Consider the following 13,151-nt stretch of genomic DNA (forward strand, 5'->3'; position numbering starts at 1 on the left):
ATCAGCGTCTCTTCAGGTAGCCGCTGGTGGAGCTGCGGCGTTGAGGGGGAACAGCGGGTCGCGGTTGGACGATAGGTGCAGCAGGTGGCGGTGCGGGTAGCGACTGACGCGCCGCAACCGGTGCCGGTGCTGGTGTTTCGTCCGCGTCAACTCGCTCGCCCTGCACTGGCTTGACGCCCAACACATCGTCGAACAAACCGGACTGCGCCAGGGCCTGTCGCACCCGTTCCCAGTCGTGTTCCTGGTAGCGGTTGATGCCGAGGTAATGCGCCATCGCTAGGCAGTACACCATCAGGTCGAGCGCCTCGTTGCGCTCTGCCTTGCCCTTTACCCACTCGATACGCTTGTAGCCTTTGACGTATCGGGCAACCTTGCGCTCGGCCACGCACTGGGCGAAAAACTCGTCCGGCAAGTCGTTGGCAAAGTGCAGCGATCCAGGGCCGTCCTCGAAGGCGTAGCGGTTGTAGATCCAGTCCTTCGCAGTGTCGGTACCGACAAACCACAGCTCAGCGCCGCCGCGTTCGGTCTGGCCCTTCCATGTCACGTCGACCATGGAAGGCCGCTGAGCAATCACCGGTCTGCCGGGCTTGCTTGCGCCCTTGATCGCAAAGATGTTTCGCCAGCGCCGCACTCGGCAGAACTGGTACACCTCGTCGGTGTGGTGACCGCCGGAGTCGACGCCCGTCGCCAGGATCGCCAAGGCGACACCGCAAGGATGCCGGTAACGAACCTTGAGCTTTTCGTCCAACACCGCCCATGTACGCTCATCCGCAGGGTCGCCCCAGATGACCTGGTGATCGACCACCCAACGTTCCATACCGACACCGAAGCCCATCACCATCATTTCCAGGCGGTTGGCCTGAACGTCGACGGCGCCGGTCAGCATCAGCACGCCCACCGAAATACTGCCCAGGGTGTAGGTCTCCAGCCGTGCCCGAGCGACCAGCACTTCGGCCTTGGTCTGCTCTTGCGCGCTGTCCCAGACCTTGGCTAGACGGGTGTTGTAGAACACCTGCATCAGGCCCATGTCGCCCTTGGCCTGGGCCTTCTTTGCGTCTTCGAACTCCTCGGCAAGCGAGGCCCAGTCTTTCCAACCAATCGGCGAGTACAGGGCGTTGAGGTGAAAGCCCACCGTCTTGCCATCGCCATTGCCATGGGCACGCCACTCGCCACGGGCGAGCATATCGGTCTTGTGGTGCTCCTCGATCAGCACGTCACATTCAGGCGCGGCGCACTCGTAGTGAACCGTCCTGTAGTCCTTGCTGTAGTGCAACCGCTCCCATTCCAACACCTGCATGTGCCCGCAGGTGGGGCATGGCACGTAGTAGTAACGCTGGTCGCTGGATTCGAACAGGTCCGCAATGCGCGAGGCGCCCTTGATCGTCGGCGAGCTGGAAAAGTAGATCTTGGCATTACGCCCGAAGTTGGTCGCCCGCGTTTCTGCAAGCACGATGGGATCACCCTCCTGGCCGACGTCATTCTCCCAGCGGTCAACCTCGTCGCCGTAGATGTAGCGTGCTGACAATTCGGATAGGTTGGCTGCCGAGCCCGCCGTGGTGACGTACAAGGCGCCGCCCTCGAACTCCTTGGTGTCCATGGTGTTGCGGGCGTCCCGTGAGCGGATGGCTGCCACACGCTTCGCCAGTTCTGGGGTTGCCTTGATCGTCTTGCTGATCCGGCCGGAAACCCGCTTGGACAGGCTCAGACTGGGCAACAGCGCGAGGATGTTGGACGGCGCCATGTGGATCAGGCCGCCCATCCAGTTCAAGGCGATCTGGGTTTTCATCAGCTGCGAGGCCACCATGGTGACGACCCGCCGGCACGAGTGAGCCGGTGACAGGCAGCGCATGGGTTCGCGAGCGTACGGCGTCCGATCCGTGCGGTACTGGCCGGGCTCAGGGGCACCGGTATCGCGCGGGATGCGCATGTACTCGTCGGCCCACTCGTCGATCCAAAGGTCTGGATCAGGCCGCAGCCCACGGAAATACGCCTCACGGTACGCACGGTCCCCGTCAGGAATTTCCGTGGTCATAGGTCAGCTCGCTGTCATCGCTCGTTCAAGGTCGGACGAGGACATGCGCTCTGCCTCTTCCAGTGATTTACGGAGTGTCGCCGTCAGGTGCTTTTCGATGTCCCAGGGGTCGGACATGACTGCCAGCTTGTGCGAAAGCTGGGGCAACAGGCCGAACAACTGGTCACGCAGATGGCGCCCGGCGTTGTAGGCCCCAAGCTCGACTGCATCCCTGGCAACCAGCGTGCCCTGCGCCTTATGCAGCTCGATCTCGGCCAGTTGCGCCAGGTTGTGTTCGCGCATGGCGCGAGCCTTCTGGAAGTCGTGGCCCTTGGCGCCAACAGCAATAGGCTGCTGCGGCGCAGCCGTGTTAGTCGGCTCGACCAGGGGGGACAGTTGGCTGTAAACGTCGCGCTGGATCCGGTCCTGCTGGTGGCGTGCGGCGACGGCGGCCTTGCTTGGGTCGGCGGTTTCGAGGATCAGCGCTTCGGTTGCCAGCACATCGACCATCTTGCCGTCCGGCGAAAGCACCAGGCGGTTGTTGCCTTTGAGCCAGGTGATATAGCTCGGCGTCCTGCCGATGCGAACCGCGAAAGCGCTTTTAGACAGGAACAGTGGATCCGTCATAAGCCCTCCTTTTCAACGGCTTTTCAATGGAAACCTTTCAATTTCAATGGATTGAATTTCAGTAAGCTGGCAGGCCATCCGCTAACGCTTTCCCGCGGGTTTCATGCCCCGTGTCCCTCGGATGCCCCCAGGGTCCCCGGCGGCTTTTCGGCACCTGATTTTGGTGCGCGTCGCTACAAGCCACGTATTCCGTGACCTCCAGCGCATCACGCATGACCGTTGCCCGATGGCGGCACATCGCATACGCCCAACCGCTTGGCAGCCCAGCGTTCATACAGCCCGATGGCGACATCTGCGCCGGCCATCGCGGTAAGGCATCCAATGCTCCCTGCCGCAAGGACCGACATGCCCGAGGCGTGCAACAACATCATGGTGGAAAGCCCGCAGACCACGCAGGCCCCGGCCCGAAGGAGCAATCGGCGAACCAAGGACCAGCCGCTTACCCCCGCTTTGTCGGCCCGCCATGCCTCGCCAGAAATCCCGCCGACCAGGGACAGTACGATCACCATCCAGACCGGCATCTCAATAAGCGCTTGCTGCTCGTTCGTCATCGCCCTACCCCATAAACGCAAAAACCCGGCGCAATGGCCGGGTTCAGTGTGGTGGTGTGTCCCGCTGCTTGCGGTCGCACCTATCGAAGATGGGTACTTTTTACAGGTGGATTCCGGTGGCAGCAAGGAAGTTTTAATGCCATGGCGCAATATGGGTGCGACATGGGTATGACGCAGGTACAACGGAGGGACAACGCATTCAATCGGCTATCGCTTCTGGTGCCCTGTCTGACATGTCCCACTATTCTGAATCGAAGTAGGACAGCTACAGGCGCCTAGATTCGGGGCTCTGCCCTACTGTCCTACCTTTTTTACATTTCTCTCGTGTATAGAGAGAAAGCTAAAAGCACGCGTGCGCGCCATGGGCGCGATTACGTGCCCGCTATGCTCATGTGTGCATGGGGCGGGTGAAGGTTGGACGGTAGGACAGGCCAACAACGGCGCGGCCTGCGCCTGTCCAGCTGCGCTAAACGCGAGTCGGACAAGGCGGGACAGTAGGACAAAGGCACGCGGAGTGACGCCGAGGGTCATGCAACCTGCCCCATCAGCATGTAGTAGATATGCAGGTGGGCTTCGTGCAAACGCTGGTAGTAGGTGTCTCGCCCACAGTCGCAATGGGCATACTTCAAGCGCATGTCGGTGTCGTGGTTGCAGTAGTGCTCACGCACAACCGTCACCAGTAGCGGGTCTAGGTGCTTGGTTACGATCAGCTCAATATCCAGCGAGCCCTCCAGCGGCGCACGAAACGCTCGCCGACCGCGAATCAACTGACCATTGCTCTCCATCATCATGGCAACCATGTTGCCGCCAGCGAGCCCGCCCTTGGTGAAGTCGCTGTGCAGCTCTTCTGCCCACATCCGTAGGCGCGCATCGATCTCTTTAATCAAAGCATGGCTCCTCGATCACCGATTGCTGCAACGCAGACGCACGCCCCCAGCCGGCAGGCTTTTCATAGGCCCATGGCCGCACCCCGCTCTTGGGCAATGCCGGCATGCGCCGCTTGCGCCAACCCAGGCGGTGCATGATCGCTCCGACCCGCATCTGCTCGGGCTTGCCCCAATGGCCGAAGTCCAGCTTGAGCGCCTGGGTCAGGATCTCGTTGCCGGTGGCGGTTTCGCCAAGCTGCGACTCTTCCAACCAGCTGAGGATTGGGCCTTCCCATTCGTCCACCACGAAGCGTTCGTCCTGAGCCTCGGCGAACATCCAAGACTCGTCCTTGGTCACCCACCAGATATCGCCAGCTTCGAAACAGAACAGCGCCTCGGCCCAAAGCTGGTCGCGGATCTCGCGCAGTTGCTCCAGGTCGACCTTATTGCAGAACACCGGCCAGTAGCGACGATTGCCCGTGGCGTCCTTGAGGTATTCCTCTTGGTTGGTGGTGCCCACGAAAACACACTGGCGTGGCACGTCATTCGTTCTGCGGCCGTAGCTCTCGCGGTAGGTGTCGGTGGACGCAGAGAAGAACTGCTTGGCTTTGGTGCTTTCCGCCTTGTTGAAACTGTCCAGCTCCCCCAGCTCGACGATCCACTTGCCGCGAATCGCCTGGAAGCTGTCCTTGTCGCCGAGGGCAAAAGGAGTGTCCATAAACCACTCGCCGCCGAGGACGCCCATGGCCGTGGACTTGCCGGCGCCCTGCCCGCCTTCAAGGATCATCACCGAGTCGGCCTTGCAGCCTGGGCGCATCACCCGCGCGACAGCTGAGATAAGCCAGCGTTTGCCGACCTTGGCCGAGTACTCGCTCGTCTGGACTCCCAAAACGTCGGTCAGCCAGGTTTCAATGCGGGGTACGCGGTCCCATTCCAGCTTCTCCAGGTACTCGCGCACCGGATGGAAGGCGTGATCGTGGGCAACCACGCTGACCGCTTCGATCACGTGGGAGGCTTTGACCCGCAGGTTGTACTGCTGCGCGAGCCACTTCATCACGCGCATGTCGTCGATATCGGCCCAATCGCCGGCACCGCCACCGAAGGGCGCAGACCGCAGCTTGACGATCTTGGAGCTGAACACGCTGTAACCGATGACCCCGGCCCAGCGTTCGTCATTGCCCAGGATCAGCTCGACGTTTTGCATGTGCGCGATCAGGGAGCCATTTTCGGTACGGGCGAGTTGGTCTTTCCAACCACCCGCTGCAGGAGGTTTGACCACCGCCAGCACCTGGCGGCGGACGGCCTCCAATCCCTCGGCGATGTGCAGGTCATTGAAGTCGGTCCACTTGATATCGCGCTCGCCGGAGAACACGGGGGCAACCATCTGGCCACCGACAATCAGCGCGGCGTTGGCCGCCTTCTCCTCGCCTGGGTTCCAGGGTTCGCCGTTGGGGCGCTTGGTCTTCCAATCATCGTCGCGACAGATGATCAGCGGGCAGCCGGGAAAGCGCTCGCGCATGGCCTTGGAGACGGGCAGCAGGTTGCCCGCGTCGAAGGCAATGGCGACGGTGAGCGAAGTCGCCATGTGCAGGCTTGCGCCCGTGGCGTAGCCCTCGCACACCAGCACCGGTTCGCCAGGTTCGGGGTGAGGGCCGATCAGGTGGAAGGCGCCCTCTTTCGACATGCCGTAGGGCCAGTAGGCTTTGTCACGTCCGGTGTCCTCTTGCTTGGCCGGGAAGATCACCTGCAGGCCGACGATCTGGTCGCGCACGTTGCACATGGGCACTAAAAATGCGCCAGTACGTGGCGCATAGCGAACCTTGAAGCCGACGATCTGCTTTCGATCCAGGTAAGCGCTTTTGCCCTTTTCGGGCATGCGTTTGAACAGACTAGAAGCACGGCTGGCCGCCCGGCGCGATGCGTTGGCCGCGATCTCAGTGGCCTTGCGTTTGGCGTCCTCCTGCCGAGCGCGCATGACCTCTCGCTCCTCGGGGCTCATACGGCCGGCCTTAACCTTGATCTTTTGAGTGTCTCCGGAGCGCCAGTCACCGAAGCTGCCGAAGATCAGCGTTTCGTTTTTATCGGTGCGGTGTTCATGGACGACGTACCAGCCGTTTTTTTCTTTGCCTTTGTCCTGGGTGGTTTTGCAGCGGGTTAGCTTGCCGAACAACAAGGGCTGATCGGGCTCCAGGCCGTAATCGGCGAACTGATTCAGTACCTCATCGAGCATGGCGGGCCTTCCTGGCTTCGTCGATGGATTGGCACATCACACATTGGGTGCAGCCAGGAATGGCAAGGCGTCGCTCCAATGGGATTGGCGTCTCGCACTTTTCACAGAACATGAATGAATGCGAAGCAACGGCGGATTTATTGGCATTTCGTGCAGCAAGTGCCTGATCCAGGCGCTCTTGCACCAGGTCGTTGGCAAAGTCAGCGATATCAGCCACGTTCCACCCCGCGTGTTGTCTGGTTGACGTACTGGGCGCGGTTGTACATGCCCAACAATCCCTGAATGCCGCGAAAGACCAACTGGCGGATCTCAGCCAGCTCGCCGTCGTCGACCTTGCCGTCACCAATGTGCTTGGCCCAGGTTTCAGACAAATCCGCGACTTGCCGGAAGAACTGCGCGATCCCCGTGGTGAGGGTTTCGGGCATGTCATTGGTGTACGCCTCGGCCAGCTCCTGCCAGATCGTGTCGCCAACAAGGCCGTGCACCGCATCGAGAATGCGACGGTCCTTGGTCAGTTCGAGGATCTCGCCGAACTCTTGAATGTTGACCGTGTGGGAGGGATGGGTGGGAGACAACTTGTGCTGCAGCGTGGTGGCATTTCTGCCGGTGGTGGCTGCGATTGCAGCGGCACCACCGGGATAGTCCCGTGCGGCGTGGTACAGGGCTAATTCGAGCGTCAGTACTTCCTTTTGCGCTCTCTCAACACAGCTTAAAGCTACTCGGCTCATGGCATTAATCCTACAAAGTTGCCAGTGCCCCGCGACATGCAGTGGTGTTACATTTGCCGCGTGGCTTGAAAGGGCCCAAACGCCGGCCAGATCTTAGGGATCGAAACCGGCACCGTGCCGAGGCGAACAATCCGTTGCTCACCTCTGGCGCTACAGCTGCCTAATCTGTGGTGGAAAAGGCAGCAACCCAAGACATCCGTGTCTTGGGAGCGCGATAAAGGGAGGTGGTTTGCATGTGGTGTGCCCTCCTACCTTTGTCGCGACCCGACAGCACTGTGGTGGTGTGTGCCGGGAGGAACTGGGCGGCCCTTGGGTCGCCTTTTTTCTATCTACACTGCAGCTTTCTGTGGGGCCGATGCATTGAGCAACCAGGCAGCGTCAAACGCGTTACCCTTTTGCTCTGCAGCGGTCGCTAAGAGTTTTGCGTAGTGGGTCTCACCGGTGTAATCGGTGCGGGGAAGGCTGGCAGCCAAGCGCCATTTATTGAGCGCCTGATAGCTCCTTTCACACACCTTGGCGGCGGCACCAATGCCACCTACTGCTTCAAATGCGAACGCGATGGCGTTCGGAAAATCTGCGGGGTCAAGCATGGCAACCTCCATTTATCAACTCGCGGTTGATATTAACATCAACTGACTATTGCGCAACCCCTGTGAGAGTATCAACTCATGGTTGATAAGAACGAGCTACGGGCAGCTTTCACGGCGCGCCTTCACGAAGCACTCGACGATGCCGGTGTACGCACCCGGGGACGTGGTGCGGACATCCATAAGCATCTGGTTGAGATCGGAGCCGAAAAAAGTCCTCAGGCAGTCAGCAAGTGGCTGAATAGCGAAGCTATACCTGAAGCAGACACCATGGCTGAGCTGTGCTCGTGGCTGAAAGTAAGGCGGGAATGGTTGCAATACGGAGTGTTGCCTAAAGAGCAGACCGGGGAAAGTAATGTTCATTCGCTCAGCCCGAGCAGCGAGAACAATGTACTAGAAGTGACTTGGCGTTTTGGAAAAGTCCCATTGATTTCGTGGGTGCAGGCGGGCGCCTGGTGTGATTCAAACTTTGAGCTGCATGACGGGGAGTCATGGCTATCCTGTCCCGTACCAATTAGTGAGAGCGGATATGCGCTAAAAGTACTTGGTGATTCCATGACGAACCCAGGGCCTGGCCGAAGTTATCCTACAGGTTGTATTATTTTTGTGGACCCAGAAGCCGAGACCAAAACTGGTGATCGAGTCATCGCCAGAGTTCCTCGTACTAATGAAGCTACTTTTAAGATACTGGTAGAAGATGCAGGTCGGCAATTCTTGAGGCCTATCAACCCGCAATATCCAATCATTGATATTACGGAAGAGACACATATCTGCGGAAAGGTTGTCGGATCATTTATACCCGAGTAAGCCGAAATTATCTAACCTCAACGGCCGGCGAAGTAGTCCACACAATTTTTGTGTTAGATTCAGTGCCGGCTACTTTTTCCGACATATACTCTGTAAGAGTTTCACCCATCAGAAAAACATCTTTTGAACGCGCAACATCAGGATCATCTAAAAGCGCATTAACTATTGCAGTACGCGTATCTAAATCACTACGAACGAACAACGCCCAGTCCGCTCTAAGGTTCTCGTAATGTCTTCCAGGGAATCGGCATTGATAAAAGGTGTCATCAGCCATAACCAAATAAACCCTAGATCGCAAAAAAGGATTATTGGTAGTTTCAGGGATCTGAACATCAACTATCTTCGCTTCTAGAAGCAGTTCCTCCCAAGACATTTCAGAAAGAAGAGCTGCTTGATGATCTGGCATATCTAAAGCTGAAACAAAGCTAATAAGATGACGAAACTGAATCGCTCCTTTAGCGATACTTCTCAGATTCTTCTCTGACATAGACGCTAACACAACAGCTTTTAAATCATCTAACCTCTCCGAAAAATCCTGATAACGCTTGAGCTCAAGAGATCTAGTTCTATTTTCAGAAAGAAGCCGTTGAAACAAGAGAGACCATTGAGACACCAGATGACTCTTAATATCATCAAGACGAGCAAAGGGAGTAATACTATTATTTTGAACGCGATGCGTTAGATAATTTATAAACTCAAATATATACTTTGCAGTTTCATCCTTCTGAATGGACGGAAACTTTATTTGATCAATAATCGTAGCATTATGTTTATTTTTCTCATAAACAAGATGATCGTGGTAGACCTTCTCATCTACAAATGCATATATAGGAATAGCGTGCTCAACCGCCTTCAAAACCTCTAACTGGGTTATTGACAAGTTAGTACGATCAGAGAGCACACCACTACTTGAGCTACCTTTCGCAAGAGCCTCAAAGTCAAACCCCTCTAAAGCGGATGGTGTCGCTACGCCGCCGAATCTTTGCCCTAAAACCAACAGAAGCACGTCACAGCTAGGAACTTCTCTAATACAACTTTCATGAGTATGAGACCTAGGATCGTACAAAATATCAGCGTAATCGCTCATGATAGGCTCATAGCCCATATTAACAATAAAAGGCCTAAGTTCAGATCGAATAACGCCTAGATCAAAACATGTTGAAGATACAAATATTCTCGGTTTAGCCACAGGAATTTCCCTATAAATTCATCAGAGGTTGCTGCTGGTCATTAAGAGCCATCATTTCACCATCATAATGCTGGGCGAACCCAAACATCAAATTTCATACGCGCAGAGATTTATCAACCACCGGTTGTTGACAAATATAAACCACTGGTTGATATTCGCCTTACTCTTCCACCACAGAGCGAGGCACACCATGCACACCACAGCCACCCTGCACGTCCACCCGGCCGCTGCTAACCCCTCCCGCATCTTCGAAATCCGCCGCCTGGCACAAGACTGCGGCTGCGCCTTCGTCGCGTCCAAACCCAAGCTGAAACAGCGCTACGCACCCGCCCCCTTCGACCCAAACGGCGGAGGGCACGCGGCATGAAAAAGTACAAACTCGACAACCGTACCCTGACCCTGCTGAAGGCCCAGGTCAGCCTGACCCAAACCTTCAACCACCTGCTGCGCGCAGAAACACAGCGTGAGGCCCTGGCCTTCCGCCTGAACGTCGAGCGCCGCAAAGTCGACACGCACTTCACCGTTGAACTGGGCAGCGAACGCCACACGCTGACCCTGACCAATACCAAGAAGATGCACCTCAAGCTTGCTGACTTCATTGAGGAGATCGTCAACGGGCCAACCAACTCAATCAATCCATCCTCTCTGCCGCACGCAGAGCGCCGCTACGGCGCATTCAAGACCGAACACAAGCAGCAGGTATTCGACCTGGTGCAAACCGGCGGCTCTCTCAGTCTCGATATGGGCTTCGAGCAACCGATCAACTTGGCAATCCACCGCAGCAAAACCCGCGCTGGCATTACCACCATCATGAGTATCGGCGTCAGAAAGCCGCGCACAAAGTGTTTTACGGTGTACGGCAGCGACGTGGAGATCTACTCCATGGTGGCCGAGTCCATCACCCATCTGGCAGCCGTGGCGACACCCGCCGCGCATGCAGCCTAGGAGGCCGAGATGGAACGTAGCCTGGCAACAGCCGCCAAGTACTTCGGCCTCACCCGCCCAAAGCTGATCGCTCTCATGCGTGAAAAAGGACTGCTCAACGACCGCAACCTACCTGCCTTCCCTGTGCGGGACCGCGAGTACCTGCGAGTCAAGGACAGCAACTGGTACCACGAGACCGCTGGCATGCAGTACAGCCGGTCGACCAAGGTCCGTCAAGCCGGTATCCGCTGGCTCGCCGAACAGTTGGGCCTCGAACTGGCAGCCATCCCGGCAGACAACCGTGACGTGGCCTAGGGAGTACGCCCGCCAGATCGTGGCCATGCACACACGCGAGGAGCGCAACGCCGCGCTCCTCGAAGTGCCGGAGCATCTGCGGGAGCTGACCAAACGCCATTGCCTGAATGCCTGGCACCATCCAAAACGGAAAAAACCCAATGAACCATGACCTTTTAGATTACCTGCTGAAAACCCTACTTGAATTGCCTCACTCAGATCGCGCCCCAAAAAAAGTTAGGAGCGCTCTACAACTTGCGGTTGAAGTGGCAGGCATAAATAAAATCGTTCAACCCTGCGACGCGCAACCGATGACAGCGAGGGGAGCGAAAGATCCAAGTTGCATCCTCATTCGCATGAGTGAAGTTACAAAGATTGTCGGTTTGGCTCGTCCAACAATCTACAAGCTACTCAGGAACCCCGAAAGCAAGTTTCCTCGCCCAGTCAAGCTAACCGAAGCTACCGGCAAGAGTGCCCCAGTAGCATGGGTTCTTTCGGAGGTTCAGGACTGGACGCGAACACGAATCCGGCGGTGAAACGAAAATATAGATTGATCGGGAGTTCATGGAGATGACCACCAACCAGCCTCCGCTAAGGCTGCTACACGCACCGGATAGCGCAACCGTGGAAATGCTGCACCAACTCTTCGGCGACGTGCTTATCCCTCTGGAAAAGCTGCGCGTGCACTACTTCAAGAACCTCAACGAAAAGACCTTCACCGAGGCGATCAACAGCGGGCGTATTCAACTGCCGGTGACCACCTTGGACCACAGCGTCAAGGCGATCCGGTATGCCCACATCAAACACGTCGCAGCACTGATCGACATCCGCGCTTACCGAGCGGACGAAGACATGCCGCGACCACAAAACGATTTAACCGAGCAGGACCAGTAACCCCAACGGCTGCCACCACCAGCCAACGTAACTACCAGGAGCACACCACATGACTGCAATCCAAATCTGCGCATTGATCGGCATCGTGTTCGCCGCCGGCATCCTCTACTGGATCGGCTACCGAGGCGGCCTCACCGACGGCAAAAATGATGGCTACGACGAAGGCTATGCCGACGGGTACGTCTCGGGCCGGGAGGAAGCTTCAGCCGCATATGCAACCTCTCTCAAAAAGATGTCAGATCAATGCATGCGCACCGAACTCCTATTGAGCCGGGAACCGCAAGACCGCTACACCCTTTTCGCCATTGCCGAGAAGCTGAAGCTCGCCGCAGACACCTTCCGCGCTGTCAGATCCGAAAGCCAAGCAACTCAGGCGCTTGTCCTACGTGACAAGGCACTGAATATGGCTGCGCTGATGGATCGCTTCGAGTTGAAGGGGGATGCAGCATGAGCCGAGCCATGCCTATGCTGCGCCTGACACCCCAAGCCGCCGGCACACTGCAGCAGCAACACGCCAAGGCCATCAAGGAACTGCGCGTTCTGACCCGCTACAGCAAAGAGTTCGACCGCCAGTTGAAAGCTCGGATCGGCTATGAAGCGCTGCGCCAATTACACAAGGCAACCGACGACGCGTTGCTGCTGGCCGACCTGGTGAGGGAAGCCGCATGAACTGGATCCTCACCTCCACCGGCAAGCGCTTCGACTTGTTCGAGCCTGACGCCGACATGATCGACCCACGCGACATCTCGCACGCACTGGCCCACCTCTGCCGATTCAATGGCCACACCCGCGAGTTCTATAGCGTGGCCCAGCACAGTTGCATCGTCGCCGAGCTGGTGCCGGAAGAACACAAACTCGCAGCTTTGCTTCACGACGCCGCCGAGGCGTACGTGGGTGACATGACGCGGCCACTCAAGCAGTGGATTAGCGCCTACCAGCACTTGGAGGATTGTATCTGGTGGCTAGTGTGCGAACGGTTCGACATCGCTCCAGAACTACCCGCATGCATCTGCAAGGCCGACTTGATTGCACTGGCAACCGAACGCCGCGACCTCATGCCATCTGGTCCGGCTATCTGGGATTGCTTGGTCGGCATCGAACCAATGACTGAAACCATCCGCCCATGGCCTGCCGCCGAAGCTCGGCTCACCTACCACCAGCGGCTGATGGACCAACTCGCAATCGAACACCGGAGGAAAGCGGAATGAAGAACCACCAGGACAACACCAACGCCCTGCCCGCTTTGCTCCGCACGGCCAATGGTGGCGACACGCTAGAAACAAACAGTCTCTGCTGCGCAGCAGCAGGCATTACTGCTCCTACCAGCGCCACTGCCGAGGCACTTGTACCGCATGAAAAGCTGCGCGGGGCAGCGCTCGCTGATGCAACGCTAAACGCTCAGAAACGCCCGCTCGCGCAGCCTGTCGCGGGGTATACGCCCCT

The 13,151-nt window shown here is 57.5% G+C and carries 19 protein-coding genes; 10 read left to right on the forward strand and 9 right to left on the reverse strand.

Going from position 1 to position 13,151, the window contains the following annotated elements:
- Position 1 precedes the first annotated feature (1 nt).
- The 8 genes from BLW22_RS17410 to BLW22_RS17445 all read right to left on the reverse strand — a co-directional run bounded on the left by BLW22_RS17410 (position 2) and on the right by BLW22_RS17445 (position 7,603).
- The gene (locus BLW22_RS17410; RefSeq protein WP_074847149.1) at positions 2-2,032 is read right to left on the reverse strand and encodes a phage terminase large subunit family protein; all 2,031 of its coding nucleotides are present in this window, start codon (positions 2,030-2,032) and stop codon (positions 2-4) included.
- Positions 2,033-2,035: 3 nt separating this feature from the next.
- Complete coding sequence (locus BLW22_RS17415; protein ID WP_074847150.1) at positions 2,036-2,638, reverse strand: terminase small subunit; 603 nt, start codon at positions 2,636-2,638, stop codon at positions 2,036-2,038.
- A gap of 206 nt (positions 2,639-2,844) precedes the next feature.
- Positions 2,845-3,189, reverse strand: coding sequence for a phage holin family protein (locus BLW22_RS17420; RefSeq protein WP_074847151.1), 345 nt, complete (start codon positions 3,187-3,189; stop codon positions 2,845-2,847).
- Between the two features lie 527 nt (positions 3,190-3,716).
- Positions 3,717-4,076, reverse strand: coding sequence for a PA0613 family protein (locus BLW22_RS17425; RefSeq protein WP_074847152.1), 360 nt, complete (start codon positions 4,074-4,076; stop codon positions 3,717-3,719).
- Positions 4,069-6,285 (reverse strand): VapE domain-containing protein, encoded by a 2,217-nt coding sequence (locus tag BLW22_RS17430; protein WP_074847153.1) that lies wholly within the window; start codon positions 6,283-6,285, stop codon positions 4,069-4,071. The genes BLW22_RS17425 and BLW22_RS17430 overlap by 8 nt, the downstream gene beginning before the upstream one ends.
- Entirely contained in the window at positions 6,275-6,502 is a 228-nt protein-coding gene (locus tag BLW22_RS17435) for a TraR/DksA family transcriptional regulator (protein ID WP_074847154.1), read from the reverse strand. The genes BLW22_RS17430 and BLW22_RS17435 overlap by 11 nt, the downstream gene beginning before the upstream one ends.
- Complete coding sequence (locus tag BLW22_RS17440; protein ID WP_074847155.1) at positions 6,495-7,013, reverse strand: phage regulatory CII family protein; 519 nt, start codon at positions 7,011-7,013, stop codon at positions 6,495-6,497. The genes BLW22_RS17435 and BLW22_RS17440 overlap by 8 nt, the downstream gene beginning before the upstream one ends.
- A gap of 329 nt (positions 7,014-7,342) precedes the next feature.
- A complete protein-coding gene (locus BLW22_RS17445; RefSeq protein ID WP_068932952.1) occupies positions 7,343-7,603 on the reverse strand; it encodes a hypothetical protein in 261 nt (86 codons plus the stop codon).
- Positions 7,604-7,681: 78 nt separating this feature from the next.
- On the opposite strand from BLW22_RS17445, the gene BLW22_RS17450 reads away from it, so the two are divergent.
- A complete protein-coding gene (locus tag BLW22_RS17450; RefSeq protein ID WP_074847156.1) occupies positions 7,682-8,407 on the forward strand; it encodes a LexA family protein in 726 nt (241 codons plus the stop codon).
- Positions 8,408-8,414: 7 nt separating this feature from the next.
- Here BLW22_RS17450 and BLW22_RS17455 read toward each other — a convergent pair whose 3' ends face one another.
- Complete coding sequence (locus tag BLW22_RS17455; RefSeq protein WP_074847157.1) at positions 8,415-9,596, reverse strand: DUF4062 domain-containing protein; 1,182 nt, start codon at positions 9,594-9,596, stop codon at positions 8,415-8,417.
- Between the two features lie 190 nt (positions 9,597-9,786).
- On the opposite strand from BLW22_RS17455, the gene BLW22_RS35015 reads away from it, so the two are divergent.
- The 9 genes from BLW22_RS35015 to BLW22_RS17495 all read left to right on the forward strand — a co-directional run bounded on the left by BLW22_RS35015 (position 9,787) and on the right by BLW22_RS17495 (position 12,916).
- Positions 9,787-9,963 (forward strand): hypothetical protein, encoded by a 177-nt coding sequence (locus tag BLW22_RS35015; RefSeq protein WP_162844268.1) that lies wholly within the window; start codon positions 9,787-9,789, stop codon positions 9,961-9,963.
- A complete protein-coding gene (locus BLW22_RS17465) occupies positions 9,960-10,541 on the forward strand; it encodes a hypothetical protein (RefSeq protein WP_074847159.1) in 582 nt (193 codons plus the stop codon). The genes BLW22_RS35015 and BLW22_RS17465 overlap by 4 nt, the downstream gene beginning before the upstream one ends.
- 9 nt (positions 10,542-10,550) lie before the next feature.
- Positions 10,551-10,835 (forward strand): phage antirepressor KilAC domain-containing protein, encoded by a 285-nt coding sequence (locus BLW22_RS17470; protein WP_074847160.1) that lies wholly within the window; start codon positions 10,551-10,553, stop codon positions 10,833-10,835.
- A gap of 25 nt (positions 10,836-10,860) precedes the next feature.
- A complete protein-coding gene (locus BLW22_RS35615; RefSeq protein WP_268876192.1) occupies positions 10,861-10,986 on the forward strand; it encodes a hypothetical protein in 126 nt (41 codons plus the stop codon).
- A gap of 139 nt (positions 10,987-11,125) precedes the next feature.
- Entirely contained in the window at positions 11,126-11,350 is a 225-nt protein-coding gene (locus tag BLW22_RS17475; protein ID WP_074848190.1) for a helix-turn-helix transcriptional regulator, read from the forward strand.
- A 34-nt stretch (positions 11,351-11,384) separates the two neighbouring features.
- Entirely contained in the window at positions 11,385-11,708 is a 324-nt protein-coding gene (locus BLW22_RS17480) for a pyocin activator PrtN family protein (protein WP_074848194.1), read from the forward strand.
- Between the two features lie 49 nt (positions 11,709-11,757).
- Positions 11,758-12,159 carry a hypothetical protein gene (locus BLW22_RS17485; RefSeq protein ID WP_074847161.1) on the forward strand — a complete coding sequence of 134 codons (402 nt, stop codon included), beginning with the start codon at positions 11,758-11,760 and terminating at the stop codon, positions 12,157-12,159.
- Between the two features lie 8 nt (positions 12,160-12,167).
- Entirely contained in the window at positions 12,168-12,377 is a 210-nt protein-coding gene (locus BLW22_RS17490) for a hypothetical protein (protein WP_235865595.1), read from the forward strand.
- Positions 12,374-12,916 (forward strand): phosphohydrolase, encoded by a 543-nt coding sequence (locus tag BLW22_RS17495; protein ID WP_074847163.1) that lies wholly within the window; start codon positions 12,374-12,376, stop codon positions 12,914-12,916. The genes BLW22_RS17490 and BLW22_RS17495 overlap by 4 nt, the downstream gene beginning before the upstream one ends.
- Positions 12,917-13,151 lie beyond the last annotated feature (235 nt).

The organism is Pseudomonas marginalis, assembly GCF_900105325.1.
GTDB lineage: Bacteria > Pseudomonadota > Gammaproteobacteria > Pseudomonadales > Pseudomonadaceae > Aquipseudomonas > Aquipseudomonas marginalis.

Bases quoted from the DNA above. Each gene is read 5' to 3' on its own strand.
- BLW22_RS17410 (WP_074847149.1), bottom strand. From the start codon at position 2,032: ATGACCACGGAAATTCCTGACGGGGACCGTGCGTACCGTGAGGCGTAT.
- BLW22_RS17415 (WP_074847150.1), bottom strand. From the start codon at position 2,638: ATGACGGATCCACTGTTCCTGTCTAAAAGCGCTTTCGCGGTTCGCATC.
- BLW22_RS17420 (WP_074847151.1), bottom strand. From the start codon at position 3,189: ATGACGAACGAGCAGCAAGCGCTTATTGAGATGCCGGTCTGGATGGTG.
- BLW22_RS17430 (WP_074847153.1), bottom strand. From the start codon at position 6,285: ATGCTCGATGAGGTACTGAATCAGTTCGCCGATTACGGCCTGGAGCCC.
- BLW22_RS17440 (WP_074847155.1), bottom strand. From the start codon at position 7,013: ATGAGCCGAGTAGCTTTAAGCTGTGTTGAGAGAGCGCAAAAGGAAGTA.
- BLW22_RS17445 (WP_068932952.1), bottom strand. From the start codon at position 7,603: ATGCTTGACCCCGCAGATTTTCCGAACGCCATCGCGTTCGCATTTGAA.
- BLW22_RS17450 (WP_074847156.1), top strand. From the start codon at position 7,682: ATGGTTGATAAGAACGAGCTACGGGCAGCTTTCACGGCGCGCCTTCAC.
- BLW22_RS35015 (WP_162844268.1), top strand. From the start codon at position 9,787: ATGCACACCACAGCCACCCTGCACGTCCACCCGGCCGCTGCTAACCCC.
- BLW22_RS17465 (WP_074847159.1), top strand. From the start codon at position 9,960: ATGAAAAAGTACAAACTCGACAACCGTACCCTGACCCTGCTGAAGGCC.
- BLW22_RS17470 (WP_074847160.1), top strand. From the start codon at position 10,551: ATGGAACGTAGCCTGGCAACAGCCGCCAAGTACTTCGGCCTCACCCGC.
- BLW22_RS35615 (WP_268876192.1), top strand. From the start codon at position 10,861: ATGCACACACGCGAGGAGCGCAACGCCGCGCTCCTCGAAGTGCCGGAG.
- BLW22_RS17475 (WP_074848190.1), top strand. From the start codon at position 11,126: ATGACAGCGAGGGGAGCGAAAGATCCAAGTTGCATCCTCATTCGCATG.
- BLW22_RS17480 (WP_074848194.1), top strand. From the start codon at position 11,385: ATGACCACCAACCAGCCTCCGCTAAGGCTGCTACACGCACCGGATAGC.
- BLW22_RS17485 (WP_074847161.1), top strand. From the start codon at position 11,758: ATGACTGCAATCCAAATCTGCGCATTGATCGGCATCGTGTTCGCCGCC.
- BLW22_RS17490 (WP_235865595.1), top strand. From the start codon at position 12,168: ATGCCTATGCTGCGCCTGACACCCCAAGCCGCCGGCACACTGCAGCAG.
- BLW22_RS17495 (WP_074847163.1), top strand. From the start codon at position 12,374: ATGAACTGGATCCTCACCTCCACCGGCAAGCGCTTCGACTTGTTCGAG.